General features: G+C 70.5%; 23 protein-coding genes. 15 read left to right on the top strand and 8 right to left on the bottom strand.

Annotated features, from left to right (window positions below):
• Positions 1–87: 87 nt before the first annotated feature.
• Positions 88–2349 (bottom strand): ATP-binding protein, encoded by a 2262-nt coding sequence (locus E8A49_RS22765; RefSeq protein WP_293386597.1) that lies wholly within the window; start codon positions 2347–2349, stop codon positions 88–90.
• Positions 2350–2528: 179 nt separating this feature from the next.
• Here E8A49_RS22765 and E8A49_RS22760 point away from each other — a divergent pair, with 179 nt between their 5' ends.
• On the top strand, positions 2529–5201 hold the full coding sequence (locus E8A49_RS22760) for an NAD(P)/FAD-dependent oxidoreductase (RefSeq protein ID WP_293386596.1): 2673 nt from the start codon (positions 2529–2531) through the stop codon (positions 5199–5201).
• Here the strand turns inward: E8A49_RS22760 and E8A49_RS22755 are convergent.
• A complete protein-coding gene (locus E8A49_RS22755; protein ID WP_293386595.1) occupies positions 5114–6145 on the bottom strand; it encodes a hypothetical protein in 1032 nt (343 codons plus the stop codon). The two genes, E8A49_RS22760 and E8A49_RS22755, sit on opposite strands and share 88 nt — an antisense overlap.
• A gap of 148 nt (positions 6146–6293) precedes the next feature.
• Here E8A49_RS22755 and E8A49_RS22750 point away from each other — a divergent pair, with 148 nt between their 5' ends.
• Complete coding sequence (locus E8A49_RS22750) at positions 6294–6500, top strand: hypothetical protein (RefSeq protein ID WP_293386594.1); 207 nt, start codon at positions 6294–6296, stop codon at positions 6498–6500.
• A 16-nt stretch (positions 6501–6516) separates the two neighbouring features.
• Here E8A49_RS22750 and E8A49_RS22745 read toward each other — a convergent pair whose 3' ends face one another.
• A complete protein-coding gene (locus E8A49_RS22745) occupies positions 6517–7302 on the bottom strand; it encodes an SDR family NAD(P)-dependent oxidoreductase (protein ID WP_293386593.1) in 786 nt (261 codons plus the stop codon).
• Positions 7299–8030 (bottom strand): SDR family NAD(P)-dependent oxidoreductase, encoded by a 732-nt coding sequence (locus tag E8A49_RS22740; RefSeq protein ID WP_293386592.1) that lies wholly within the window; start codon positions 8028–8030, stop codon positions 7299–7301. The genes E8A49_RS22745 and E8A49_RS22740 overlap by 4 nt, the downstream gene beginning before the upstream one ends.
• Positions 8031–8138: 108 nt before the next feature.
• On the opposite strand from E8A49_RS22740, the gene E8A49_RS22735 reads away from it, so the two are divergent.
• Genes E8A49_RS22735 through E8A49_RS22715 form a run of 5 tightly spaced genes read left to right on the top strand, consistent with a single transcriptional unit; the run spans position 8139 to position 12306 of the window.
• Positions 8139–9107: an alpha/beta hydrolase gene (locus tag E8A49_RS22735; RefSeq protein ID WP_293386591.1), complete on the top strand. Its 969-nt coding sequence runs from the start codon at positions 8139–8141 to the stop codon at positions 9105–9107.
• Positions 9107–9904: an enoyl-CoA hydratase/isomerase family protein gene (locus tag E8A49_RS22730; protein ID WP_293386590.1), complete on the top strand. Its 798-nt coding sequence runs from the start codon at positions 9107–9109 to the stop codon at positions 9902–9904. Before E8A49_RS22735 ends, E8A49_RS22730 begins: the two co-directional genes overlap by 1 nt.
• Positions 9904–10551: a glutathione S-transferase family protein gene (locus tag E8A49_RS22725; protein WP_293386589.1), complete on the top strand. Its 648-nt coding sequence runs from the start codon at positions 9904–9906 to the stop codon at positions 10549–10551. Before E8A49_RS22730 ends, E8A49_RS22725 begins: the two co-directional genes overlap by 1 nt.
• Positions 10548–11456 (top strand): glutathione S-transferase family protein, encoded by a 909-nt coding sequence (locus E8A49_RS22720; RefSeq protein WP_293386588.1) that lies wholly within the window; start codon positions 10548–10550, stop codon positions 11454–11456. The genes E8A49_RS22725 and E8A49_RS22720 overlap by 4 nt, the downstream gene beginning before the upstream one ends.
• 22 nt (positions 11457–11478) lie before the next feature.
• Positions 11479–12306: a crotonase/enoyl-CoA hydratase family protein gene (locus tag E8A49_RS22715; protein ID WP_293386587.1), complete on the top strand. Its 828-nt coding sequence runs from the start codon at positions 11479–11481 to the stop codon at positions 12304–12306.
• A 13-nt stretch (positions 12307–12319) separates the two neighbouring features.
• Here the strand turns inward: E8A49_RS22715 and E8A49_RS22710 are convergent, their stop codons facing one another.
• Positions 12320–12592, bottom strand: coding sequence for a hypothetical protein (locus E8A49_RS22710; protein ID WP_293386586.1), 273 nt, complete (start codon positions 12590–12592; stop codon positions 12320–12322).
• A gap of 209 nt (positions 12593–12801) precedes the next feature.
• Complete coding sequence (locus E8A49_RS22705) at positions 12802–13563, bottom strand: SDR family oxidoreductase (protein ID WP_293386585.1); 762 nt, start codon at positions 13561–13563, stop codon at positions 12802–12804.
• Positions 13564–13629: 66 nt separating this feature from the next.
• Here E8A49_RS22705 and E8A49_RS22700 point away from each other — a divergent pair, with 66 nt between their 5' ends.
• Together E8A49_RS22700 and E8A49_RS22695 are read left to right on the top strand one after the other, a co-directional pair.
• Positions 13630–15645 (top strand): TonB-dependent receptor, encoded by a 2016-nt coding sequence (locus tag E8A49_RS22700; protein ID WP_293386584.1) that lies wholly within the window; start codon positions 13630–13632, stop codon positions 15643–15645.
• A 19-nt stretch (positions 15646–15664) separates the two neighbouring features.
• Complete coding sequence (locus tag E8A49_RS22695; protein ID WP_293386583.1) at positions 15665–16075, top strand: hypothetical protein; 411 nt, start codon at positions 15665–15667, stop codon at positions 16073–16075.
• Here E8A49_RS22695 and E8A49_RS22690 read toward each other — a convergent pair.
• Both E8A49_RS22690 and E8A49_RS22685 read right to left on the bottom strand, forming a co-directional pair.
• Complete coding sequence (locus tag E8A49_RS22690) at positions 16072–17295, bottom strand: LLM class flavin-dependent oxidoreductase (protein WP_293386582.1); 1224 nt, start codon at positions 17293–17295, stop codon at positions 16072–16074. The two genes, E8A49_RS22695 and E8A49_RS22690, sit on opposite strands and share 4 nt — an antisense overlap.
• Before the next feature lie 57 nt (positions 17296–17352).
• Positions 17353–18408: a DNA topoisomerase IB gene (locus E8A49_RS22685; RefSeq protein ID WP_293386581.1), complete on the bottom strand. Its 1056-nt coding sequence runs from the start codon at positions 18406–18408 to the stop codon at positions 17353–17355.
• Positions 18409–18485: 77 nt separating this feature from the next.
• Here E8A49_RS22685 and rlmJ point away from each other — a divergent pair, with 77 nt between their 5' ends.
• From rlmJ to E8A49_RS22655, 6 genes are all read left to right on the top strand, one after another.
• Positions 18486–19313: a 23S rRNA (adenine(2030)-N(6))-methyltransferase RlmJ gene (gene rlmJ, locus E8A49_RS22680; protein WP_293386580.1), complete on the top strand. Its 828-nt coding sequence runs from the start codon at positions 18486–18488 to the stop codon at positions 19311–19313.
• A 105-nt stretch (positions 19314–19418) separates the two neighbouring features.
• Positions 19419–19970, top strand: coding sequence for a hypothetical protein (locus tag E8A49_RS22675; RefSeq protein WP_293386579.1), 552 nt, complete (start codon positions 19419–19421; stop codon positions 19968–19970).
• Positions 19971–20060: 90 nt separating this feature from the next.
• Positions 20061–20621 carry a sugar transferase gene (locus E8A49_RS22670; protein WP_293386578.1) on the top strand — a complete coding sequence of 187 codons (561 nt, stop codon included), beginning with the start codon at positions 20061–20063 and terminating at the stop codon, positions 20619–20621.
• A 76-nt stretch (positions 20622–20697) separates the two neighbouring features.
• Entirely contained in the window at positions 20698–22779 is a 2082-nt protein-coding gene (locus tag E8A49_RS22665; protein WP_293386577.1) for an AsmA family protein, read from the top strand.
• Between the two features lie 57 nt (positions 22780–22836).
• On the top strand, positions 22837–23346 hold the full coding sequence (locus E8A49_RS22660) for a cytochrome c (RefSeq protein ID WP_293386576.1): 510 nt from the start codon (positions 22837–22839) through the stop codon (positions 23344–23346).
• Positions 23347–23356: 10 nt separating this feature from the next.
• Positions 23357–25318 (top strand): S9 family peptidase, encoded by a 1962-nt coding sequence (locus tag E8A49_RS22655; RefSeq protein WP_293386575.1) that lies wholly within the window; start codon positions 23357–23359, stop codon positions 25316–25318.
• The last annotated feature ends 10 nt before the right edge of the window (positions 25319–25328 follow it).

Here is a 25328-nt window from a genome sequence, read left to right as displayed (position 1 = left end):
GAGCGGAATGCTCCTTACGCCATAGAACTCCGTAATCCCGTCGCGAGTAAGGCGCGGCCTTGGCGGCTCGCGGACGCAGCTTGGCCGTCAGCCCGCGATCCGGACGATCTCGGCCAGGAGCTGCGCCGGCGAGAAGGGCTTGGGCACGAAGCCGTTCATCCCCGCGGCGTGATAGGCGGCCTGGTGGTGGGTCATGACGTCTGCGGTCAGCGCCACGATCGGCACGTCCGCCCGCGGGCCGGGCAGGGCGCGGATCTGGCGGGTGGCCTCCATCCCATCCATGCCGGGCATGTTCACGTCCATCAGCACCAGGTCGTAGCCACCCTTGGCGGCGGCGGCGATGGCCGCCTCGCCACTGTCGGCGGTCTCGGCCACGGCGCCCAGGGCCTCCAGGGATTTCAGGCCGACCAGGCGGTTGGTGCGGTTGTCGTCGACGATTAGGATCCTCAGGCCGGTCAGCGGCGCGTCGCCCGCCTCGGCCTGGGGCGCGCCGGAGGCGGCCGCGGCCGGCGGCGCGGCGATCTCGAACCAGAAGGTCGAGCCTTCGCCCTCGACGGAGTCGAAACCCATCTCGCCGCCCATCATCCGCGCCAGGCTGCGGGAGATGGCGAGGCCCAGGCCCGTGCCGCCGAACTTGCGGTCGGGGCCGGTGTGGGCCTGCTGGAAGCGGTCGAAGAGGGCGGCCTTGGCGTGGTCGGGCACGCCGACGCCGGTGTCCTGCACCTCGACGCGCAGCTTGCGGCCGCCGTCGGCGCCCGTGAAGCGCATGCGCACCTCGACGCCGCCGGCCTCGGTGAACTTCACGGCGTTGCCGATGATGTTGAACAGGCACTGGCGCAGGCGGATCGGGTCGATCGCCGCCCAACCGCTTTCGCCCAAGGCCGGCGGCTCGGCGACCACGCGCAGATAGAGGTTCTTGGCGTCGGCCTGGGGCTGCAGCAGGGCCACGACGCTGGCCATCACCGCGGCCGGATCGGTGGGCGCCGGCGTCACGTCGAGCTTGCCGGCCTCCATCTTGGAGAAGTCGAGCACGTCGTCGATCAGCTGGGCCAGCATATCGCTGCAGGCCAGGGCCTCGCCCAGGAGGTCGCGGCCCTCGGCGGAAAGGCCCTCGCGCTTCAGGAGGTTCAGGACGCCCACGATGCCGTTCATTGGGGTGCGGATCTCGTGGCTGACCGAGGCCAGGAAGCTGGACTTCGAAGCGGTGGCGGACTCCGCCAGGAGGCGCGCCTCGTCCAGGGCCAGCGACTGGCGCTTCTGCTCGTCGATGTCGAGCAACAGGCCTACGCCGCGGGCCGGCGCGCCCGCCGCGTCGCATTCGGTCTGCCAGTAGATGCGCACCCACAGCGGGCCTTCCGGGCGCATCACGCGGGCCTCCGCGGAGATCGGCTGGCCGGCCTTGATGCTGGCCTGGCCCATGGCCCGCATGGTGTCGCGGTCGTCGGGGTGGAACATCACCCGCGGGTCTTCGGCGGCGGTCGCGTAGTCGACGGTCTGTTCGCCGACCAGGTCGCGGAACTCCTTGGAGAGCCAGTAGTCGCCCTTGGCGTAGTCGAAGCCGAAGACCCCGGCGCGGGCGGCGGCCAGGGCCAGCTTCAGGCGGCCGGCGCTTTCGTTGGCGTCGTCGCGGGCCATGGCGAGCGCGGTGACGTTCTGGCTCAGGCCATACATCTCATAGCGGCCGGACTTCAGCTTGCGGCCGGAACGGTAGAGCACCCGCAGGTGACGCCAGCCGCCGTCGCCGGTGCGGTAGCGGATCAGCGCCTCGTCGGCGCCTTCCTCCTGGGTGAGGCGCGTGCGGATGCGGGTGTCGATCGCCCGGTCGTCCTCGTGCTGGATGGCCTGCAGGGCCGCCAGTGGGACAGGCTCCTGGATCGCGGCGTGGCCGAGCGCGAGTTCGGTGGGGAAATGGTAGAGCTGGGCCTCGGGATCGTAGCGCCAGACGCCGACCTCGGCGTCGTGCATCAGCCGGCCGCGGGCGGCGTAGTCGGCCTTCATCCGCTCCAGCACCGTACGCTCCCCGGTGACGTCCACCAGGCTCGCCAGGATGTGGTCGCCCTGCTCCAGCAGGTCCAGGCGCATCCAGCAGGGGCCATCGGGGCGCTGGAAGCCGAACGTCTGCACGCCCTCGCCGGTGGGGACGTCGAAGGCCGCCAGGCGCAGGCGGTGGCCCAATGGCTCGCCCGTCAGGCTGGGCGCCGGCACGCTCAGGAGGTCGGCGAAGGCGCGGTTTGCGTCGAGGAAGCGCAGTTCCGCGTCGAGCACAGCCATGGCGACGGGCAGGGTGTCGAACCCCAGGCCGTGAGCCCCCCCGGGCGCGGCATGCTTTGCGGCGGTCAGGACTGCCATGCCTGCACCGTGGCGCCATCAGGTTAAGGTCTTCCTCCCAAACCGCCGATCCGCAGCGTTCGCCGGAGCCGCTTTCGTGTTCGTAGGCGCGGTATGGCGTGGCGGCCTAACCGCTTGATTGTCGCGGCGTCATCTCTAGCCTGATGGGCAAAACCGGGCCGGAAACGACGAAGGACGCCATGACCGATACGCTGGATTCTGCGCCGCCCGCCGACGATGGCCTGGACTTCGACCCCGAGGCCCTGAAGGCCCGCTACCGGCAAGAACGTGACAAGCGCCTGCGCGCCGACGGCAACGCCCAGTACCGCGAGATCGCCGGCGACTTCGCCCATTACCTCGACGACCCCTATGTGGCGCCGGGCTTCAGCCGCGCGCCGTTGAGCGACGAGGCCGAGGTGGTGGTCGGTGGCGGCTTCGGCGGTCTGCTGGCCGCGGCCCGGCTGTGCGAGGCGGGGATCGAGGACGTGCGGATCATCGAGAAGGGCGGCGACTTCGGCGGCACCTGGTATTGGAACCGCTATCCCGGCGCGGCCTGCGACATCGAGAGCTACATCTACCTGCCGCTCCTGGAAGAGATCGGCTACGTGCCGAAGGAGAAGTACTCCCGCGCCCCGGAGATCCTGGCCCACAGCCGCGCGATCGGCGAGCACTTCGGCCTCTATCCCGGCGCCCTGTTCCAGACCGAGGTCACCGGGATGACCTGGGACGAGGCGGCGGCGCGCTGGACCGTGGCGACCAACCGCGGCGATGCGCTGAAGGCCCGTTTCGTGGTGATGGCCAACGGCCCGCTGCACCGGCCGAAGATGCCCGGCATTCCGGGCATCGAGAGCTACAAGGGCCATTCCTTCCACACCAGCCGCTGGGACTATGAGTACACCGGCGGCACGTCGGACGGCGGCCTGACAGGTCTCGCCGGCAAGCGGGTGGGCGTGATCGGCACCGGGGCGACCTCCGTGCAATGCGTGCCGCACCTGGGCGCCGGCGCGGGCGAGCTCTTTGTCTTCCAGCGCACGCCATCCTCGATCGACGTGCGCAACAACCGCCCCACCGACCCTGACTGGGCGTCGAGCCTGGAGCCCGGCTGGCAGCAGCGGCGGATGGACAATTTCAACGTCCTGGTCTCCGGCGGCTTCCAGGCCGAGGACTTGGTCAACGACGGTTGGACCGACATCATCGGCAACATCCTGCTCCTGGCGCGCAAGAAGGCCATGGCGGGCGAGACGGTGGACGATCCGGCGGCGCTGATGCAGCTCGCGGACTTCAAGAAGATGGAGCAGGTGCGCGCTCGGGTGGACAGCGTCGTCCAGGACCGCGCCACCGCCGAGGCGCTGAAGCCCTACTACAACCAGTTCTGCAAGCGGCCGTGCTTCCACGACGACTACCTGGCCGCGTTCAACCGGCCGAACGTGCATCTGGTGGACACCGAAGGGCGCGGCGTGGAGCGGATCACCGAGGCGGGGATCGTCGCCAACGGCGTCGAATACGAGCTCGACTGCATCGTCTATGCGACCGGCTTCGAGGTGGGCACGGGCTACGCGCGGCGCTCGGGCTATGAGCTCTATGGGCGGGGCGGTCTCAGCCTGACGGAGAAGTGGGCCGAGGGCGCCTCAACCCTGCACGGCCTGACCACGCGCGGCTTCCCCAACGTCTTCATCATCTCCAACACCCAGTCGGGCTTCACAGCCAATTTCCCGCACATGATCAACGAGCAGTCCAAGCACATCGCCTATGTGCTGCAGCACTGCGCCGAGCATCAGGTGCGGGTGGTCGAGCCCTCTCAGGACGCCGAGGACGCGTGGGTGCAGACGATCGTGGACCTGGCCATCATGCGCCAGAAGTTCCTCGAGGACTGCACGCCCGGCTACTACAACAACGAGGGCAATGTGCGGGACATGAGCGCGCGCAACGGCTCGTACGGCGCGGGGCCGGTGGCCTTCGTCAAGGTGCTGGAAGAGTGGCGCGCCAACGGCGGCCTGGCGGGGCTTCGAACTCAGCTAGGCGGCGTGGCTCCGCCTCAGTGCGGGGCTTCGACGGTCGCGGCCAACAGCTCGTCGATGGGCGAGAGGTTTTCAGGCGCCGGCTTCGTCGGCGGCGCAGTCGGCTTGGCCGCCGTCAACGGCCGCGGCGCGGGCTCGGTCTTCGGATGGCCACGGCGGCGCGTCCCGCTCGGCATGGCTTCGGGCGGCGGTTCGGCCGCCAGCTCCTGCGCGGGGTCCAGACGCGCGGTCGCGGCGCGAAGCACCGGCGCGGGCGGCGCCGACGGCTCGGGGGCGGTGGCGGCCGGCTCGACGGTCTGCAACGGGGCCGCGGCCGAGACCGGCGCGACCGGCTCGGGCTTGGGCGCCGGCCGCAGCAGGGGAACCACCCAGACGCCGATGGCGATCCCGATGACCAGGGCCACCGCGGCCATCACCGCCGCGCCCAGCCAGGACAGGCCGTCCAGGGGCTCCGGCGCGTCCTCGAAATCGTCGAAACCGCCGACCTCGTCGGCCTCGAACTCCGGCGGCAAATCGTCCGCCGGCACGGCGAAGCCCCAGTTGGGGCGAGGTTCGTCTGGACCCGTCTCGGGCGGGTCCAGATTGCGCACGCTCATGACGAAACCGCCCTGTGCCGTCCATCCGACGCGGACCCGCGGCGGACCGTCCGAGCGATCGGCGATCCCGTCGATCGGCGCGGCGCCGGCAGAGTCTGCCGGACGATGGCGACATGCTTCGCGGGTTTCGTCAAAGAACTCCCGCGTGAGGCGAGTCCCATGCGGCGACGGCTATCGGCCGCTGACGTCCACGGCCTCGATCTTCCGGCCTTCCTTCTCCGCCTTGCGGGCGCCGGCCAGGATGCCGGGCAGGGCGTAGTTGCCCTCGTGACAGGCGTATTCGTAGACCGGACCCTTGGCGGCGTTGAACGGCATCTCAGCCTTCCAGACCTGGCTGTAAGTCGCCGGGTCGTCGACCTGGAAGCGGTAGAGGATCTGGGTGGGTGAGACGCGGGTGAAGCGCTCGGTCACCTTGGCGCCTGGCGACAGCAGGATGGAGTTGTCGAAATAGGGCCTGAGGCTCTCGCCTGGATTGAAGTTGGTGGTCTCCACCACCAGGGTGTCGCCGTCCCACCAGCCGATGCTGTCGCCCATCCAGGGCCGCATGAAGTTCGGCAGGTGCTTCTTGTCGGTTAGCCGGATGATGCGGGCGTCATGGTTCATCTCCACCAGGATGACCACCGCGTCCTTCGACTGCACGATCTGGTAGTTGTTGTTGTAGAGCACGTTCAGCATCGGCGGGCCGGCCGTGGAGCCGAAGCCCAGGATGCAGCGCTCGCCCAGGGGGCGGTTCTCCGGCCCGTCCCAGCTGTTCCGCGCCTTGCTGAGGGCGGCGATGTAGGCGGCGTGTCCGGCGGTGGTGTAGGGCAGGCGGCCGTCTACCGGATCGACGATCCAGGAGGTGCGCACCTGGCCGTCGATGCGGCCCAGGCTGACGCCCGGATCGGTCCAGGAGGCGTTGTAGCCGCCCGGGTCGGCGGCGGCGGGCGGCGCGCCGGAGTTGGGATCGGTGGGCTTGTCCTGCTGGGCGCGGGCGGCGGCGCGGCGCTTCTCGAGCGCGGCGGCTTCCGCGTCGGTGAGGGTCAGGGATTTGAACATCGCCGGCCGCTGCAAGCTGGTGAGCGAGGCGTTGGTCCAGACCCCCTGCAGGTCCGGCTGGCCGAAGCCGTTCCGGGGCGCCTGGTAGGGCGCGGCCTGGACGGCTGTCACCGAGATGGCGGCGGCGAAGACTGCCGCGAGGGCCAGCCCCTTGGTCATACGCATCTTTTGCTCCCCATGGCTTTTGCGCGGGAGTGTTCGCCCGGATGCGCCGTCTGGCAAGCGGCGCGTCGGATGCATCCTATCCGGCGGTGAGGCGTTGCACGGGATGGCTCCCGTGGATCGGGAGCCTTGCAGCGTCTGGAGTTCCGGGTTGAAGAAAGCGTCCGAGTACCGTCAACACGCTGTTGAATGTCGCCAGCTCGCCGCCGGCGTGGCGGGTCCGCAGCGGGACCAGCTTCTGGAAATGGCGAATACCTGGGAGCGCCTCGCCGCCGAGCGGTCCGAGCTTGTCCAGCGGCATCCGGAGATTGGCCTCGGCGGTGAACATCACGAAGAGACAATTATCGCGGCCGAGTGACGTTCGGGTCCTGCGATTAGGCGTTCCGGGCCATCAGGCCGCCGTCCACCGGGATCACCGCGCCGGTAATGTAGGACGCTGCCGGCAAACATAGGCTCAGGGTCATGTGCGCCACCTCGTCGGGCCGGCCATAGCGACCGAGCGCCGTGCGCCGCTTGGCGAAGGTCGCGCGGTCAGCCTCGGGGATGGCCTCAGTCATGCCGGTGAGGATCGGCCCCGGACAGATGCAGTTGACGGTGATCCCCTCGCGGCCGAGCTCGACCGCCAGCGCGCGGGTCAGGCCGGTGACGCCCGCCTTGGCCGCGGCGTAGGCGCTGTCGCGGGCGGTGGCGCCCAGGGCCTCGGTGGAGGCGATGTTGACGATGCGTGGGCTGGACGAACGGCGCAGGTGCGGCAGGGCGGCGCGGACGATCCGCTGATGCGCGGTCAAGAGAACGCCGAGCGCGCGCGCCCAGACATGTTCGTAGTCATCTGAATCGATAGCGGAAAATCCGCTGACGCCGGCGTTGTTGACGACGATGTCGAGGCCGCCGAAGCGCGCCGCCGCCGCGGCCACGACCGTCGCGATGGCCGGTCCGTCCGCCACGTCGAGCATCCAGGCCTCGGCGCTCAAGCCCCGGTGGACCAGGTCGTCCGCCACTTCGCCCACAGCCTCGCCGGCGATGTCCGACAGCGCCACGTGCGCGCCCTCGGCGGCGAACACCTCGGCGGTGGCGCGGCCCATGCCGCTGGCCGCGCCGGTGATGAAGGCGGTCAGGCCCTCGACGGACCGCCCCGGCGCTCCCCTGGCGGAGGCGCTCACAGCGACAGCCCTCCGTCCACCACCAGGGTCTGGCCGACCACATAGGCCGCCAGCGGCGAGGCGAGGAACAAGGCCGCGCCGGCCATGTCCCTGGGCGTGCCCATCCGGCCGAGCGGGATGGAGCGCAGGGCGACCTCCAGCCGTCCGGGATGCTCGGTGGTGACCTTGGTCAGCTTGGTGTCGACCAGGCCGGGCGCCAGCCCCACCACCCGGATCCCGTCGGGCGCCCAGGCCTGGCCGAGGGTCCGGGTCAGGCTGACCGCGCCGGCCTTGGAAGCCGCGTAGGCCGGGTTGCCGCGGTTGGCGGTGAAGCCGGAGACCGAGCTCACGATGATGATCACGCCCCGGCGCGCCGCCAGCGCATCGTGGAACTTCATGGCGCAGGCCATCAGGCTGTCGAGGTTGACCGCCATCACCCGGTCCCAGCCATCCGGCTGGAACTCCCCGCGCTTGTAGACGACGGTCCCCTGGCAGAGGACCAGGATGTCGAGCGCCGGCGGCCCGGCGGCGGCGGCGATCTGGGCGCGGTCGCCAACGTCGACGCAGGCGTAGGCCAGGCCGTCCAAGTCGGAGCCCTCGACGCCGGCATAGTCCGCCGTCGTTGGCCGCGTGCCCCAGACATGGACCGCCGCGCCGCGCTCGGCGAAGGCGTGGGCTATGCCGTTGCCGATGCCGCTGGAGCCGCCCACGACGAGCACGCCCTTGGCCCTGAAATCGAGCTCGTCCACGCTGAAGCGCCTCCGGTTTGCGCCGATGCTGGCACGCGGGCGCCGCGCCGTCACCCTTGCCAGGACCGCGCCCAGCGGCTTTGCATGGCCGCCATAGGGAGCAGGCGAATGCCGCAATTCAGCACCATCGACGCCGGACAGGCGAAACTTCGCGTGGCCGTCGAGGGCGAGGGGCCCTTGGTGGTCCTGGTCCACGGCTTCCCGGAGAGCTGGTATTCCTGGCGCCACCAGCTCGGCCCCATCGCCGAGGCGGGCTTCACGGCGGCGGCGATCGACGTGCGCGGGTACGGCAGCTCCGACAAGCCCGGCGACGTGGCCGCCTACGACATGGAGAGCCTGACCGCCGACGTGGCGGGCGTGGCCCGCGCCCTGCAGCCGGACGCCCCAGCCATCCTGATCGGCCACGACTGGGGCGCGCCCATCGTCTGGAATTCGGCCCTCTCGCGCCCCGAGGCGTTCCGCGCCGTGGCGGGGCTGTCGGTGGCCTATTCCGGCATACCGAACCGGCCGTTCACCGAGATTTTCAAAGAGGCCTTCACCGACAAGGCCCGCTTCTTCTATCAGGCCTGGTTCCAGGACGTGGGACCGCCCGAAGCGGAGGCTCAGGCGGATGTGCGCGGCTTCTTGCGCAAGTTCTACTATTGGGCCAGCGCTGAATCCCCGGCCGGGATGAGCGCGCACAAGAAGCATGGCGAGTCGCTGCTTGCGGGCCTGATCGACCCCGAGGTCTTCCCGGCCTGGATGACGCCGCAGGATCTCGACTACTACGTCGGCGAATTCGAGGGCTCCGGGTTCTTCGGGCCGATCAGCCGCTACCGCAATCATGAGCGGGACTTCGCCTGGCTGCAGCAGTTCAAGGGCCGCACCCTGGACATGCCGACCCTGCTGATCGGCGGCGACAAGGACCCGGCGTTCAACGGCTTCGGCCGCATCGACGATCCGGGCGCGACGATGAAGAAGCACGTCACCGACCTGCGCGGCGTCCACGTGCTGGAAGGCTGCGGCCACTGGACCCAGCAGGAGCGGCCCGCCGAGGTGACCGGCCTCCTGGTCCCCTGGCTCAAGGACGTCGCCTGATGGCCGACCTGGAGCTTCGGCAGGAGGGCGAGGTCGTCTGGGCGACGATGAACCGGCCCGGGCGGCTGAACGCGCTGTCGCGCAGCCTGGTGACCGAGCTGCGCGAGTTCTTTGTCGGCCTCTACTGGCGGCGCGACGTGCGCGTGGTGGTGCTGGGCGGAGCGGGCGAAGCCTTCTGCGCCGGGCTGGACCTGAAGGAGCGGGGCGATCCGCAGGCCTCAGGCTCGGTGGGGGCCGGGCTCACGCGCCAGCGGGAGATCAGCGAGATCGTCATCGCCATGCGCCGCTGTCCGCAGCCGATCGTGGCGTGCGTGAACGGGGCGGCGGCCGGCGGCGGCTTCGCGCTCGCGTTGGCCAGCGACGTGCGGATCGCCACGCCGAGCGCCCGGATGAACGCGGCCTTCATCCGCATCGGCCTGTCGGCCTGCGACATCGGGGTGAGCTACTTCCTGCCGCGCATGGTGGGCTCGTCGGTGGCCGCCGAGCACATGCTGACCGGCCGCTTCATCGACGCCGAGCGGGCCTACCAGCTTGGCCTGGTCAGCCGGATCGTCGAGAAGGACCGGCTCGCCGCGGAGGCGCAGGGCTTCGTCGACGACATGCTGCGCGCCACGCCGCTAGGCCTGCGCCTGACCAAGGAAGCCCTGAACCACGCCATTGACGCCCAGGGCCTGGAGGCCGCCATCGCCATGGAGGACCGCAACCAGATCCTGGCCAGCCAGGACGGCGACTTCCAGGAGGGCGTGCGCGCTTTCCTGGAGAAGCGGCCGCCGAACTATGCGAAGCGCAAGGGCTGATGACCATCCGTCTCTATCACTGCGTCGATGCCCGCTCGTTCCGCCCGCTTTGGGCTCTGGAGGAGCTGGGACTGGACTATGAGCTGGTGGTGATGCCGTTCCCGCCGCGCTACCGTGCCAAGGAATTCATGGCGATCAACCCGCTGGGCACCGTCCCGGCGCTGGAGGACGGCCAGACCTTCATGACCGAGTCCGCCGCCATCGTGCAGTACCTGGCGACCCGCGACGGCCCCAATTCGCTCGGCGTCGAGCCGGGCGAGGCGGCGTACGGAGCCTGGCTGAACTGGCTGCATTTCGGCGAGGCGACGCTGACCTTCCCGCAGACCCTGGTGTTGCGCTACCGGACCTTCGAGCCCGGGCGGGCGGAGGCGGCGGCCGACGACTACGCCAAGTGGTTCCTGGCGCGCTTGCGCGCCGTGGACCGGGCGATGGAGACCGAGGAATTCCTCTGCGCCGGGCGGTTCACGGCGGCGGACATCTCGGTCGGCTACGCCCTGCTGCTGGCTGAGCAACTCAGCCTCTCTGCCGAATTCAAGCCACAGACAGCGGCCTATTGGGCGCGGCTGCAGACGCGTCCGGCGTTCCAGGCCGCCAAGGCCGCCCAGGTCCGCCACGCGCCGGCCGGCTCGGAGACCATGGCCACATGAGCGATATCATCCTGCACCACTATGACACCTCGCCCTTCTCGGAGAAGGTGCGGGTCATGCTGGGCGTCAAGGCGCTGCCCTGGCGCTCGGTGATCCAGCCGGTGATCATGCCCAAGCCGGAGCTGATCCCGCTGACCGGCGGCTACCGGCGCATCCCGGTGATGCAGATCGGCGCCGACGTCTATTGCGACACCCAGGTGATCCTGGCCGAGCTGGAGGCGCGCTATCCGCGGCCGCCGGTGGTGCGCGGCGCCGACTGGGCGGTCAACCTGTGGGCCGACCGGCTGTTCTTCCAGATCACCGTGGCGGTGGTGTTCGGCGAGACGGCTGACGATGTGCCGGCCGCCTTCATCGCCGACCGCGAGAAGCTGTCGGGCCGGCCCTTCGACCTGGCGGCCATGAAGGCGGTGGCCGGGCCGATGCGGGCCCAGTGGCGGGCGCATGCGGCCTGGATCGAGCGCGGCCTGGCCAGCAACGATTTCCTCGGCGGATCGACGCCGTCCCTGGCCGACATCGCCGCCTACATGAACGTCTGGTGGCTGGGCCGCGCCGCGCCGGAAGCCGCCCGCGTCCTGCTGGACGGCCTGACCAAGACGCTTGGCTGGCGGGAGCGGATGAAGGCCCTCGGCCATGGCCGGCGCGAAGAGATGACCGGCGCCGAGGCCCTGCGCGCGGCCCAGGCCGCCAGCCCCGCGAACCCGCCGCCCAACGACGCGCACGATCCCTCGCGGCTGGCCTGCGGCGCCGAGGTGGTGGTGCGCGCCGACGACTATGGCCGCGATCCGGTCGCCGGGCGGCTGGTGGCGGTCAACGCCGAACGGATCGTCATCGCCCGCGACGCCGGCGAGCTCGACCTGGTGCACGTGCATTTCCCCCGCGCCGGCTACGGCCTGGCCGCGGCCTGACCGGACTCTCGAGGAGGCTTCCATGGACCAGCGGGTGAGCGACGAGCGGGTGACAGTGGAGATCAGGGATGGCGTCGCCGACGTCCGCCTGGTCCGCGCCGACAAGATGAACGCCCTGGACGACGCCATGTTCAGCGCCTTGATCGACACCGGCGAACGGCTGAAGACCGAGGCGGGCGTGCGTGCGGTGGTGCTGTCCGGCGAGGGCCGCGCCTTCTGCGCCGGGCTGGACATGGGCAGCTTCCAGCAGATGGCGTCCGGCGCGCGGGGCCAGGGCGGTGGCGGCGAGGGCCTGCTGACCGCCAAGCGCACCGAGGGCGGGTCGAACCGCGCCCAACACGCCTGCATGGTCTGGCGCGAGATCCCGGTCCCGGTGATCGGGGCGGTGCACGGAGTGGCGTTCGGCGGCGGCTTCCAGCTGGCGTTGGGCTGCGACCTGCGGTTCGTGACGCCGGACGTGAAGCTGGCGGTGCTGGAGATCAAGTGGGGCCTGGTGCCCGACATGGCCGGCATGGTGCTGATGCGCGGCCTGGTGCGCGACGACGTGGCCCGGGAGCTCACTTGGACCGGCCGCATCTTCGGCGGCGAGGAGGCGGTGGCCATTGGGCTGGCGACACGGGTCTGCGCCGATCCCCACGCCGAGGCCCTGGCGCTGGCGGCCGAGATCGCCGGCAAGAACCCGCAGGCGATCCGCGCCGGCAAGCGGCTGCTCAACCTGGCGGCCGAGGCCGACCAGCACACCGTGCTGCGCGAGGAAAGCCGCGAGCAGGGCGCGCTGATCGGCTCGCCCAACCAGGTCGAGGCCGTGATGGCGAACCTGCAGAAACGAAGCCCGCAGTTCGCCGACTAGAGATCAGAGGCGGCTAGCGCGAGGCGACGCGCACCGCCGGGTCGTGCGACTGCTCGAGGGTCACGCGCGCCGTGCGGTCGATGCAGGCGCGGGCCTCGTCGACGCGGAAGGCGTAGCCTGGCACTTCCACCTGGCAGAGCTTGCGGGCGGCCTGGAAGACCTCCGCACGGATCTGCACCGGCGTCTTGCCTTCGGTGGAGACGCGAATGGTCTGGCCGGCGACTTGGGCGCTCGCCGAACCGGCGAGCAGGGCGGCCGAGGCCGCGAGGATCATAATACGGGTCATGTTTCGGTTTCCGGATTGAGGTTGCTGACAACCCCTTTCACGGCGTTCCTCTTCGGCGGCGGCCGGATACTGACGTCGGCCTGATCGCCTGATTGAGACGTATAGCGACGATTCCGTACCGTTCCATCGAAAATTGTGCGGCGCGGCATCAGAAATACTGCAATGCACAAGATGCGGGCTCGGCCTGCCCGGAGAGCGGCGCGGCGCGGTCAGCCCCGGCCGATGAACGGCATCTTGGTCGCCATCACCGTCATGAACTGGACGTTGGCCTCCAGCGGCAGGCCGGCCATGTAGAGCACCGCATCGGCCACGGCGGCGACGTCCATGGTGGGCTCGACGGCGATCGCGCCGTTGGCCTGCATGACGCCCTGGCTCATCCGCTGGGTCATCTCGGTGGCGGCATTGCCGATGTCGATCTGGCCGCAGGCGATGTTGTAGGCGCGCCCGTCCAGCGCGGTGGAGCGGGTCAGGCCGGTGACGGCGTGCTTGGTGGCGGTGTAGGCGACCGAGCGCGGCCGGGGCGCATGCGCCGAGGTCGAGCCGTTGTTGATGATCCGCCCGCCCTGCGGGTCCTGGTCCTTCATCAGCCGGAACGCCGCCTGGGTGCAGAGGAAGGCGCCGGTGAGGTTGGCGTCCACCACCCGCTTCCACTGGTCGAAGGTGAGGTCCTCCAGAGGAACCGGCGGCGCGCCGGTCCCGGCGTTGTTGAACAGCAGGTCCAGCCGGTCGAAGCGGGCCTTCGTGGCGTCGAACAGGCCCGCGACCGCGGCCGGATCGGCGACGTCGGCGACGTGCGACAGGGCGCGTCCCGCGGCCTCACCGGCCTGGTCGACGGTCTCCTGCAGGCGCTCGGCCCGGCGGCCGGCGAGCGCCACCGACCAGCCGGCGGCCAGTAGCGCCAGGGACACAGCCCGGCCAATCCCGCTTCCCGCGCCGGTGACGATGGCGACCTTGGCTGTTGCGCTCGGCATCGTCGCTGATTAGCCCTAACCTCGTCGAAAGCCCAGTATGGGGCGCGACGGGGGGAATTTTCGATTATGGCCGATGTCGCGCCACCGCCACCGCCCGCACCTTCCGTCGAGGTGGTGGTGGTCTATCCGCCGCGGCTGCCGCCGCTCGGCGGCGAGGCGGTGTTCAGCGCCGTGCAGATCACGCCGGAGACCCTGAAGGAAGAACCGCGCATCGACCAGGCGCTCGAGACCTCCCCGGGCTTCTCGCTGTTCCGCCGCACCAGCTCGCTGTCCGCCAACCCGACGACCCAGGGCGTCTCGCTGCGCAGCATCGCAGGATCGGGCGCCAGCCGCGCGCTGGTGACCCTGGACGGGGCGCCGGTGAACGACCCGTTCGGCGGTTGGGTGATCTGGACCGCTCTGCCCTCGGAAGGCATCGAGGGCGCGACCATCGTCCGTGGAGCGGGCGCGGGGCCCTATGGCGCGGGCGCCCTGACCGGTGTCGTGGCCCTGACCGAGCGCGGCGCGCGCGACGGCCTGGGCGCGCTCGACCTCTCGGTGGGCGAGCGCAACAGCTACCGCGCGGCGGTGTCCGGCGGTACGCCCAGCGTGCTGATCACCGCCTCGGCGGAGACCACCGACGGCTATATCCCGGTGCGGACCAATCCCGGCCCCGCCGACCGGCCGCTGGACCTGGAGGACGCCAACGCCTCGATCCGCGTGCAGCACGACTTCAACGGCGTGCAGGCGGCGGTGCGGCTGGAGACCTTCGAGGAGCGCCGTGGCGCGGGCCTGGAGGGCGCGCGTTCGGACGCCAAGGGGACCTCCGAGACCTTCACCCTGGCCGATCCGGACAGCGGGATCATCGGCGGCTGGCGGCTGCAGGCTTGGGCGCGCTCCAGCGACCTGGCCAACACCTCGGTGTCCGTGGCGCCGGACCGGTCGAGCACCACGCCCGCCAACAACGAATATTCGACGCCCGCCGAGGGCTATGGCCTGAACGCCGAGCTGCAGGAGCACTGGGGCCCGGTCTCGTGGCAGTTCGGCGCCGACGCGCGCTGGGCGCTGGGCACCGACCACGAGCTCTTCAAGGCGGTCAGCAACCAGTACACCATGGGGCGCATCGCCGGCGGCCAGACCTTTGTCGGCGGCGCGTATATCGAGAGCGCCTACGCCCAAGGCCCGTGGCTGGTCACCGCCGGCGTGCGCGAGGACTACTGGCAGTCCACCGACTCCCAGCGCCGGGAATATGTGCTGGCCACCGGCGCGGTCACCCTGAACAACCCCACGCCCGAAGCGGACGGGACGGTGCCCACCGGCCGCATCGGCGCCCGCTACGCCATCGATCCGGACCTGTGGGTCCGCACCGCCGCCTACGCCGGCTTCCGCGCCCCAACCCTGAACGAGCTGGACCGTCCGTTCCGGGTGGGCAACGACGTGACCGAGGCCAACCCGCTGCTGCGGCCGGAGAAGCTCTATGGCGTCGAGGCCGGCCTGGGCGGCGACCGCTTCGCCAACTGGCAGCTCACCCTGTTCTACAACCAGCTCAAGGACCCGGTGACCAACGTCACCATCGGCAAAGGGCCCGGCGTCATCGCCGCCCTGCCGATCGCTGGCTTCATCTCGGCCGGGGGCACGCTGTTCCAGCGGGAGAACGCCGGCCAGATCAACGCCTATGGCGTGGAAGGCGACGCCAACGGCGACATCATCAGTTCGCTCTCCTGGCGGGCGGCCTTCGCCTATACCCACGCGCGCGTCGATGGCGAGGAGGTCGCGCCGCAGCTCACCGGCCTGAAACCCGCCCAGACGCCGGCCTGGACCGCGACCGCGGGCCTCGACTGGCGGACGACCGACAAGCTGACCCTCTCCAGCTTCATGCGCTATGTCTCGACGTCGTTCGACGACGACCAGAACACGCGGCGCCTGCCGCCGGGCGCCGAGCTCGATCTGCGCGGGGCCTGGAGCCTGGGGCCAGCCAAGGAGATCTATGTGGCCATCGACAACGTCGCCAACGCCAACATCTCCACCGGCAAGACCGCCAACTTCGTCACCAGCCTGTCGGAGCCCTTCACCTTCCGGGTGGGCTTCTCCTACCGGCGTTAGCAGCGGAGGCGGCGAGGCGATGCGGCCGATCGACTCCCTGAAGGCGGTGGCCGCCGCCCTCCTGGCGCTGGCGGCGAACCTGGCGCTGACCACCCTGGCGATCAGCGTCTACGCCTGGGTCATCGCGCCCGGCCATCCCGGAGCCTTCTACCAGGCCATGGCGCCCAGGATCGCCATGTGGTCGGCGCCGCCGGGCGGGTTCCTGGTGTTGCTGCTGGCGGCCTACGTCCTCGGCCGGCGGCGGCCGCCGCGCAAGGCGATCGCCTTCGCCATCGCGCTCGGCCTGGCCTATGTGGCGCTGGACGCGGTCAGCGGGACGGCGAGCGCTGGGACCGGCGCGATCCTCAACCCGATGTACGCGCTCTCCATGGCGCTGGCGCTCGCGGGCGCGTTGGCCGGCGGCGCCCTGGCCGCGCGGCGGAACGCCTAGCCCTCCGACTTCGGCGGCTCGGCGGCCGCGGCGCCGGTGATCAGCGCCACGATCTCCGGGCGGATGTTCTCGGTTCCCTTCTCCATCATGTGCTGGACGATCCGCGCGCCGACCGCCCCGCGCACCTGGGTGGTGAACTCCTCCTTGTTCTCCTTCACCCAGGCCATCGAGGCTTCCCGGTTGTCGTTGAGGTTCTGGAACTTCGGGAAGACGTAGCGGGCCATCAGCTCATAGGACTTCCGCGTCGCGTCCCAGTCAGCCCAGTTGTGCGCCATCAGCAGGAAGGCGCCGAAGCCGCCCGATTGCTCCACCAGCTGATCCAGGCGCGCGATGGCGTCGTCCGGCGTGCCGACCACGGCCATTCCAGTCTCGACCATGGCCTTGATCGGATCGTCGCCCTCCGGGACGATCGGCAGATTGGCGATCTCGCGGAAGTAGTAGATCCACTTTTCCAGGCCGAAGCGGATGTCTTCCATGGCCTGCTCGCGGGTCTCGGCGATGTGCATCGGCCCGACCAGGCGCCAGGCGTTGCGGTCCATGGCCTGGCCGTGCTCGGCGGCCTGCTCGGTGGCGATGGCCCAGTTGGAGGCCAGCGCATTGAACCCCGCGGTCGAGGTCGCGCCGAGCGAGAGCAGGCCCAGGCCATGCTGGCCCGCCGCTCGCGCCCCGGTGGGCGAGACCTGGCTGGCGACGGCGATCTCCACGCTGGGCCGCGAATAGGGCGTCATCTGCAGGCGCGCCCGGTCGAGCTCGAACCAGTCGGACTTGTGGGTGACTTCCTCGCCGCGTAGCAGGCGCACGATGCAGCCCAGGGCCTCGTCCATGCGGTCGCGCTGCTTGGCGACCGGGATGCCCATCATGAAGGCGTCGGAGACCAGCGCGCCGGGACCCGCGCCGAACATCACCCGGCCCCGGGTCATGTGGTCGAGCTGGTTGATCCGGTCAGCCAGCATCAGGGGGTGGTGATAGGGCAGGGAAGAGACGCCGGTGCCCAGGCGGATGTGCTTGGTCCGCTCGGCGGCGGCGGCGATGAACACCTCCGGGCTGGCGATCAGCTCATAGGCGGCGGAATGGTGCTCACCGATCCAGGCCTCGTCGAAGCCCAGCTGGTCCAGCCACTGGACCAGCTCCAGGTCGCGCTGGATGGCCAGCGTCGGGTTCTCGTCGAGCGGATGGAACGGGGCGATGAAGGCGCCGAAGCGCAGGCGCTGGGGCAGCATGACAGATATCCCTCCCGACGTTTTGCGGCGAGCTTAGGCAGGGGACGCGAGGGAAGGCTAGGCGCTATGGCCGCGGGCGCGCTCCAGGAACCGAAGGACGGCCAGTTCGAACGCGCGGCTGTTCGACGAGGCTTTCAGATCGAGGGCGCCGGCCTCGTAGGCCTCAAGGATCGCGGGGTGGATATAGGCGGCGCGGCAGACGGCAGGGGTGTTGCCGAGCACGCCGGCCACCGCCTTGACGCAGGTGGCGATGGTCCTCTTGGCGTGGTCGTCGCCCTGGCAGGCGCGCAGGGTGCTGAGCGCGCGGGCGGCGGCCAGCGTCCCGGCCCAGGTGCGGAAGTCCTTGGCCGAGAAGTCCTCGCCGAGCGCGTCGCGGATGTAGGCGTTGACGTCGGCGGACTCGATCGAATGCCGGTGACCGTCCTCGTCGAGATACTGGAACAGCCGCTGGCCCGGTAGGTCCTGGCAGGCTTTCAGGATGCGCGCCAGGCGCCGGTCGCTAAAGCCGGTGGCGTGGACCTTGCCGCTCTTGCCGCGGAACTCGAAGACCGCCTTCTGCGAACCGATCTTGGCGTGGCGGTGGCGCAGGGTGGTGAGGCCGAAGCTATTGTTCGCCTTGGCGTATTCCTCGTTGCCGACCCGGATCAGGGTGATCTCCATGACCCGGACGACGGCGGCCAGCACCTTGTCGCGCGGCAGGCCGCGGCGGGCGAGGTCATGCTCGATCCGGGCGCGCAGGCGGGGCAGGGCGTGGCCGAAGGCGAGCAGGCGGCCGTACTTGTGGCCGTCGCGGGCCTGCCGCCAGCGCTCGTGATAGCGGTACTGCTTGCGGCCCTTGGCGTCGCGGCCGGTCGCCTGGATGTGGCCGCGCTCGGAGGGGGCGATCCAGACCTCGGTCCAGGCCGGCGGGATGGCGAGCTTGCGGATCCGGTCCAGCGTCGCCTCGTCGGTCACCGGCTTGCCATCTGCGTCGCGGTAGTTGAAGCCGTGGCCGGCCTTGCGGCGGCTCAAGCCCGGGTCGAGGTCGCTGACGTAGGTGAGGTGGGCGGCCTTCAACTCGTCCTTGGGGACGGGTGGCGGCGGAACGGTCAGTTCGGTCGTGTCGCGGGCCAATTCGGCGCCTCCACCCAAGCTGCGCCAACGTGGTATCGCGGGGCCGGTTCCGCTTCGGAGCTGTCCGGGACAAGCGCTTGAATTACCGTCACGCCTTCCACGCCGGAAACTTCGCCGACCTGGTGAAGCACGCGGTGCTGCTCGACCTCCTGGCGCGGCTGCAGGCGGAAGGGCCGGCGTTGACGGTGGTCGACACCCATGCCGGGCGCGGGCTCTACGACCTGGCGGGCGTCGAGGCGCGCAAGTCCGGCGAGGCGGAAGCCGGGATCCAGCGGCTGATGACGGCTGCGGATATGCCGGCGGCCTTCGCGCCGCTGACGGCGGCGGTGCGGCGGCTGAACGGCGGGGGGTCGGTGCGGCGCTACCCGGGCTCGCCCTGGCTGGTCTCCGAGGCTTTGCGCCCCGCCGACAGCTACCTCGGCTGCGAGCTGCGGCCCGAGGAGCACGCGGCGCTGCGCGAGGCGTTGAGGGGCCGGCGCGGCGTGCGAACCCTGTGCGCCGACGGCTATAAGGCCGCTGTAGCGCAGACGCCCACCCAAGGCGTCGCCCTGGTGCTGATCGACCCGCCCTTCGAGCGCGCCGACGACTACGTCCGCATCGTCGAAACCCTGGCGGCGGTCCGGCGGCGCAACCGCCGCGCGGCGGCGCTGGTCTGGCTGCCGCTCAAGGACCTGGAGACCTTCGACAGCTTCCTGCGCGACCTGGAGGACGAGGTCGACGCGCCGCTGCTGGCCGGCGAGACGCGGATGCGGCCCTTGACCGATCCCCTGAAGATGAACGGCTGCGCCCTGGTGGCGATGGGCGCGCCGGAAGGCCTGGGCGCGGTGCTGGAATCCGTCAGCCGCTGGACCGCCGAGACCTTGGGCGAGGGCGGCGCGGCGCGGCTGTTCGATCTCCGAAAGTGAACCCGGACGCCGCCAATCACATTGTGTGACGTCACACAGATTTCGCAATTGCGAGATCGGCTGGCGTGATATGCTGCAACGCACAAAGCTTAGCCGGAGTCCGCCATGACCTTCCTGCCCGAAACTGACCATGACGCGGCCTCGCCGCTGGCCAAACCGGAAGCGCTGCTGCGCGTGCCGATGGGGTTCGCGTCGCCGCTCTGGGGCTTCTTCGCGACGGCGGCGATGGGCGGTTCGGCCTGGTGGTGGATGACCCGCTGGACGCGGACCGAGAATCTGGAAGCCCTGTTCGGCGCGTCGGCGAAGGCCCAGGCCGAACTGGCCCAGACGCCGCGCGTCCTGGCGGATCCGATCCTGGACGCGGTCGATACGGTCGAGACCGCCGAAACCGAGGTCCTGGCGGCGGAGTTGGAGGTCGTCGAGGCGGCGGCTGAACAGGTCAACGAGGCGGAAGCGGCTGTGGAAACCGCCGTGGAAACCCTGGCGGACCCGGCGGATGTCATGGCCGCGCCGATCTCGCCAGTGGTGGCGGACGCCGCTGAGGCGGTCGAAGCGGCCGCCGAGGTCCCGCAGGCCACCGTCGAGGCTGTTGCCGAGGCCGCGCCGGAACCCGCGCCCAAGCCCCGGAAGAAGGCCACGGCCTCCAAGGGCGACTGACGCCGGATTGCTTGGCGCCGCGGGACGGCTGCGCCTAAAACCGCAGACCGGACGGCGGCCTGAGGCCGTCGCGGCTTGCGGGGAGCGGTTTTGAAACGGGCCTTGGACATCGCGGGCGGCGTGGCCGGCCTGGTGTTGCTCTCGCCGTTCCTGCTGGGCCTGGCGATCGCCGTGCGCCTGGAAAGCCCCGGCGCGGCGTTGCACTGGTCGAAGCGGGTGGGGCGGCGCAACCGCATCTTCCGCATGCCGAAGTTCCGCACCATGCGCCTGGGCGCGCCGGACGTGGCGACCCACCTCCTGGCCGATCCGCAGGCCTGGGTGACCCCGCTCGGCCGGTTCCTCCGCCGCACCAGCCTCGACGAGCTGCCGCAGCTCTGGAGCGTGCTGAAGGGCGACATGAGCTTGGTGGGGCCGAGGCCCGCGCTTTTCAACCAGGACGACCTGGTGGCCCTGCGCACCGCGGCCGGGGTCGACGCGCTGCGGCCCGGGCTCACCGGCTGGGCGCAGATCAACGGCCGCGACGAGCTGCCGATCCCGGAGAAGGCGCGTCTGGACCGGGAATATCTGGAGCGGATGTCGACGGCTTTCGACCTGCGGATCCTCGCCGTCACTGCCTTGTCGGCGATCTCCGGGCGGGACGTCAGCCACTAGCGAGGGCGCCGATGTGGCCGCTCGCGCGTTAGGGACGCCTAGGCCTCGGGGGAGCGCCTTGCGGGAGCGGGATCGTTTGACCACGAACATAGCCACCCCCACCGACGAGAAGCCGGTTCGGCGGCAGCGCCGCCTGGCCTGGACCATCGGTGTCTTCGTGACGCTGGCGGCGGCCGCGGCGATCCTGGCGGCGATCTGGGACTGGAACTGGTTCCGAGGCCCGGTCGCCAGCTTCGCGTCCGGGCGGATGCACCGGCAAGTGACCATCGCCGGCGACCTGCGGGTTCATCTGTGGTCCTGGCAGCCCAGCGCCACGGTGGACGGCGTGCACGTGGCCAACCCCGCTTGGGTCCAGTCGGGGGCGCAGTCCGGGAAGGTCGCCGGCCCCAACCTGGCCGAGATCGACCGCATCGCCGTGCAGATCCGCCTGCTGCCGCTGTTCGGCGGCCATCTCGACCTGCGGCTGCTGGAGTTCGACCGGCCGCGCGTGGCGCTCTACCGCGATGGCCAGGGCCGGGCGACCTGGGACTTCTCCGACGGCGCGGAGCCCGACAAGCCGCTGCGCATGCCGCCGATCCGCAAGTTCGTCATCGATGGCGGCCAGGTGAACTACCGCGACGAGCGGCGCAAGCTGACCTTCAAGGGCCAGATCGACGCCAAGGAGAACCTGGGCGCGGCCAACCGCGGCTTCCAGATGACCGGCGAGGGCGCGCTGAACGCCCAGCCCTTCCACCTGCTGGTCACCGGCGGGCCGCTGCTGAATATCGACCGCGACAAGCCCTATCCCTTCGACGCTGACATCCGCGCCGGCCAGACTTACGTCACCGCCAAGGGCGCAGTGCCCAAGCCCTTCGACATGGCGAGCTTCTACATGGACGTGACGGGGCGCGGGCCGGACCTGGCCGACCTTTACGGCCTGACCGGCGTGCCGCTGCCGAACACGCCGCCTTACAACCTGCACGCCCGCCTCTCGCGCGACGTCCACCTGTGGAAGCTGCAGGACATCGGCGGCAAGGTCGGCAGCAGCGATCTGGCCGGCGTGATCTCGGTGCGCACCGGCGAGAAGCGGCCGTTCGTGCAGGCCGACCTGCGCTCCAAGAGCCTGGATTTCCCCGACCTCGGCGCCCTCTTCGGCGGCACGCGGCGACCGGGGGCGGTGGCTTCGCCGCAGCAGAAGGCCGCGGCCCAGACCCTGCGCGCCCAGCAGCGGATCTTCCCCGACGCCACCCTCGCCGTGGACAAGATCCGCGCCCTCGACGCCGACGTCAGCTACAAGGCCGACAGCATCCGCGACGCGCCCATCAACCTGCGCTCCGGCTCGGTGCAGGTGAAGCTGGAAGACGGCGTCCTGCGCGCCAATCCGCTGGAGTTCGACCTGCCGCAGGGCACGGTGAGCGGCTTCGTCAATCTGGACGCACGCAAGGCCGTCCCGGTCACCGACCTCGACCTGCGGCTGGCCAACGCGCGGCTGCAGACCTTCATCCCGGCCCATGCTCAGGGCGGCGATCCGATCTCAGGCTCGGTGGTCGGACGGGTGAAGCTGCACGGGGCGGGCGCCTCGATCCACCGGGCCCTGGCCGCATCGAACGGCGAGATGGAGATCGTGGCGCCGAGCGGCGAGGTGCGCCGCGCCTTCGCTGAGCTGGCTGGCGTCGACCTCGTCAAGGGCCTGGGCCTGCTGTGGGCCAAGAACCAGGACAGCACGCCGCTGCGCTGCGGATTCGCTCACTTCAATGCCAAGGACGGCGTCCTGACCTCCGACGCCCTGGTGGTCGACACCGGGCCGGTGCTGGTCAACGGCTCGGGCACGATCAACCTCGGCTCCGAGCAACTCGACCTGACCGTGAAGGGCCATCCGAAGAAGTTCCAGCTGGTGCGCCTGAACGTGCCGGTGACCATCTCAGGCCCGCTCCTGGGGCCTAAGGTCACCGTGCACAAGAGCGGCGCCCTGGCCCAGGGCGGAGCGGCGATCGCGTTGGGCGCGCTGCTGTCGCCCGCCGCCATCCTGCTGCCCTTCGTGGACGCGGGCCTGGCCAAGGACGCCAACTGCGCGAGCCTGCTCAGCGAGGGCAAGTCGGAAGGCGCGCCGGTGAAGTCGCAGGCCATCGCCCAGCAGCAGGTGGCTCAGGCCCAGAAGGCCGCCAAGCCCGTCCGTTGACGGCTGGCCCGCGATCCCGTCACTCTCGGGCCGACCGGCCTTTCGGGAGGGACGCCCATGGCGCGGATGTGGGGCGCGACCGTGGCGCTCATCGCGGCGGTGGCCGGCGCGGGCGCCGGTGTGGGGGCGGGCGCGGCGACGGCCGCTGACCCCACTCCGGCCGCGCCGGTGAGCGCGGGCGGGAAGGCCGCGGTCGCCCGCCAGGCGCACTTCGAGGATCAGGCCGCCGGCTTCAAGGCGATCGGTGACGAGCTGAAGAAGGAAACCCCTGACAAGGCGGCGATCCAGGCGGGCGCCGACAAGATCAACGCCACCGCCCAGGACCTGCCGTCCTGGTTCCCGCGGGGCAGCGGGCCGGAAGCCGGCGTGAAGACCGCCGCCAAGGCCGAGGTCTGGACCGACGCGGCCGGCTTCGCCGACGCCGCCCAGCGTCTGCAGGACGAGACCGCCAAATTGCAGCAGGTCGCCATGGCCGGCGACCTCGACGCCATCAGGGCTGGGGTCCGCGCCACCGGCGCCGCCTGCGCGGGCTGCCACGCCAAATACCGCGAGCCGGACAAACATTAGGGGAACGACCATGCGATGGGGTTTGGGGATCGGCGCCGCGAGCGCCTTGGGCTTGGCTCTAATGGTGGGAGTCGGCTGGGCGGCCCCCGCGCCCGTGCCGGGGCCAGTTCGGGCGGTCACCGATCCCAAGAGCGTGGTCTCCGAGCAGAAGCCGGCCGCGCCGCCGGCGCCGATCGCCGCGCTGTTCGAGAACCGCTCGTCCCTGGACGCGGCCTGGACGCCGGACGGCCAGTGGGTGGTGGTCTCAGCCAACCTCAGCGGCCGCTTCAACCTCTGGAAGTATCCTGCGGCGGGCGGGGCGCCCGTCCAGCTCACCAAGTCCGACGACCGGCAGAGCGGCCTGACCCTGTCGCCGGACGGCAAGTGGGTGGTCTACCAGCAGGACCACGGCGGCGATGAGATGTACGACCTCTACGCCGTGCCGCTGGCCGGTGGCGAGCCGGTGAACCTGACCAACTCCGGCACGGTGTCAGAGACCGGTGCGCGGTTCTCGCCGGACGGCAAGCGGCTGGCCTTCGCCGCCAAACCCAAGACTTCGCCGATCACCGACGTGGCGGTGATGGATTTCGCCAGCCGCAAGGTCACCCTGCTGACCCACGAGAAGACCCTCGACAACGGCTGGCGGCCGGTGGCCTTCACCGCCGGCGGCAAGGCGCTGATCGCCAATCGCGAGGACATCGGCTCGACGACCGGTAGCATCTGGCGGCTGGATGCCGCGGGCGCCGCGCCGCCTAAGCAACTGACCCGCGCCCAGGGCAAGGTGCGGATCAGCGCCTCCGACGTCTCGCCGGATGGCAAGCGGCTGTCGATCACCTCGAACGCCAAGGGCGGTCTCGACCAGGCGGGGCTGCTGGACGTGGCCACTGGCCAGGCAAAGTGGCTGGCGCCCAGCCCGTGGGAACAGCGCGGCGGCAGTTTCTCACCGGACGGCGGCTCGGTGATCGTCGCCACCGACGCCGACGGCCGCCAGGACCTCTCGGCCTACGACCTGAAGACCGGCAAACTCGCCAGGACCAAGCTGCCGGAGGGCTTCAACTACGAGGCTGGCGGCTCGGACAGTCCCTTCACCAGGAACGGCCGCCTGCTGGTCGGCCACGACGCCTCCAACACGCCCTTCGACTACTGGGCGCTCGACCGCGCCGGCCAGGCGAAGAAGATCACGAACTTCGCCGCCGCCGGCCTCGACCCGGCCCAGCTACCGACCTCGCGCATCGTGCACTACAAGAGCGCCGACGGCACGGTGATCAGCGCCATCCTGATGGTCCCCTTCAACCTGAAGCGCGACGGGACCGCGCCGGCGATCGTCTCGCCGCACGGAGGCCCGACCGGCCAAACCACCGACCGCTTCAGCCGTCAGGCCGTGGCCTTCGTCTCGCGGGGCTATGTGGTGATCGAGCCCAACCCGCGCGGGTCCACCGGCTACGGCCAGGCCTTCCAGGACGCCAACCACAAGGACCTGGGCGGCGGCGACCTGACCGACGAGGTCTATGCGGCCAAGTTCCTGGCCGCCACCGGCTATGTGAATCCCAAAAAGATCGGTATCACGGGCGGGTCCTATGGCGGCTTCATGACCCTGATGGCGGTGGGCAAGACGCCCGATGTCTGGGCCGCGGGCGTGTCGCTCTACGGCATCATCAACTGGTATGAGATGATGAAGCACGAGGACGCGAGCCTGCAGGCCTACCAGCGCTCGCTGATCGGCGACCCGGTGGCCGACAAGGCGGTCTATGACGCCGACTCGCCGATGACCTACATCAAGCAGACCAAGGCGCCGCTCCTGATCCTGCAGGGCGAGAACGACATCCGGGTGCCGCGCGGCCAGGCCGCCGAGGTGGTCGCGACCCTGAAGTCGGTGGGGGCGACGGTGGACGTCCACTACTACCCCGAAGAGGGGCACGGCTTCGCCAAGCGCGAGAACCAGATCGACAGCCTGGAGCGCACCATCGACTGGTTCGATAAGTATCTGAAGTAGGCGAGGGGCG

Source organism: Phenylobacterium sp., from assembly GCF_004799515.1.
GTDB lineage: Bacteria > Pseudomonadota > Alphaproteobacteria > Caulobacterales > Caulobacteraceae > Phenylobacterium.
This window is presented reverse-complemented; position numbering and strand designations above follow the sequence as displayed.

Coding starts and splice junctions, on each gene's coding strand:
- E8A49_RS22730 (WP_293386590.1), top strand. CDS start 9,107: ATGGCCGACCTGGAGCTTCGGCAGGAGGGCGAGGTCGTCTGGGCGACG.
- E8A49_RS22765 (WP_293386597.1), bottom strand. CDS start 2,349: ATGGCAGTCCTGACCGCCGCAAAGCATGCCGCGCCCGGGGGGGCTCAC.
- E8A49_RS22675 (WP_293386579.1), top strand. CDS start 19,419: ATGACCTTCCTGCCCGAAACTGACCATGACGCGGCCTCGCCGCTGGCC.
- E8A49_RS22710 (WP_293386586.1), bottom strand. CDS start 12,592: ATGACCCGTATTATGATCCTCGCGGCCTCGGCCGCCCTGCTCGCCGGT.
- E8A49_RS22690 (WP_293386582.1), bottom strand. CDS start 17,295: ATGCTGCCCCAGCGCCTGCGCTTCGGCGCCTTCATCGCCCCGTTCCAT.
- E8A49_RS22655 (WP_293386575.1), top strand. CDS start 23,357: ATGCGATGGGGTTTGGGGATCGGCGCCGCGAGCGCCTTGGGCTTGGCT.
- E8A49_RS22695 (WP_293386583.1), top strand. CDS start 15,665: ATGCGGCCGATCGACTCCCTGAAGGCGGTGGCCGCCGCCCTCCTGGCG.
- E8A49_RS22735 (WP_293386591.1), top strand. CDS start 8,139: ATGCCGCAATTCAGCACCATCGACGCCGGACAGGCGAAACTTCGCGTG.
- E8A49_RS22705 (WP_293386585.1), bottom strand. CDS start 13,563: ATGCCGAGCGCAACAGCCAAGGTCGCCATCGTCACCGGCGCGGGAAGC.
- E8A49_RS22760 (WP_293386596.1), top strand. CDS start 2,529: ATGACCGATACGCTGGATTCTGCGCCGCCCGCCGACGATGGCCTGGAC.
- E8A49_RS22715 (WP_293386587.1), top strand. CDS start 11,479: ATGGACCAGCGGGTGAGCGACGAGCGGGTGACAGTGGAGATCAGGGAT.
- E8A49_RS22720 (WP_293386588.1), top strand. CDS start 10,548: ATGAGCGATATCATCCTGCACCACTATGACACCTCGCCCTTCTCGGAG.
- E8A49_RS22725 (WP_293386589.1), top strand. CDS start 9,904: ATGACCATCCGTCTCTATCACTGCGTCGATGCCCGCTCGTTCCGCCCG.
- E8A49_RS22660 (WP_293386576.1), top strand. CDS start 22,837: ATGGCGCGGATGTGGGGCGCGACCGTGGCGCTCATCGCGGCGGTGGCC.
- E8A49_RS22755 (WP_293386595.1), bottom strand. CDS start 6,145: ATGCGTATGACCAAGGGGCTGGCCCTCGCGGCAGTCTTCGCCGCCGCC.
- E8A49_RS22700 (WP_293386584.1), top strand. CDS start 13,630: ATGGCCGATGTCGCGCCACCGCCACCGCCCGCACCTTCCGTCGAGGTG.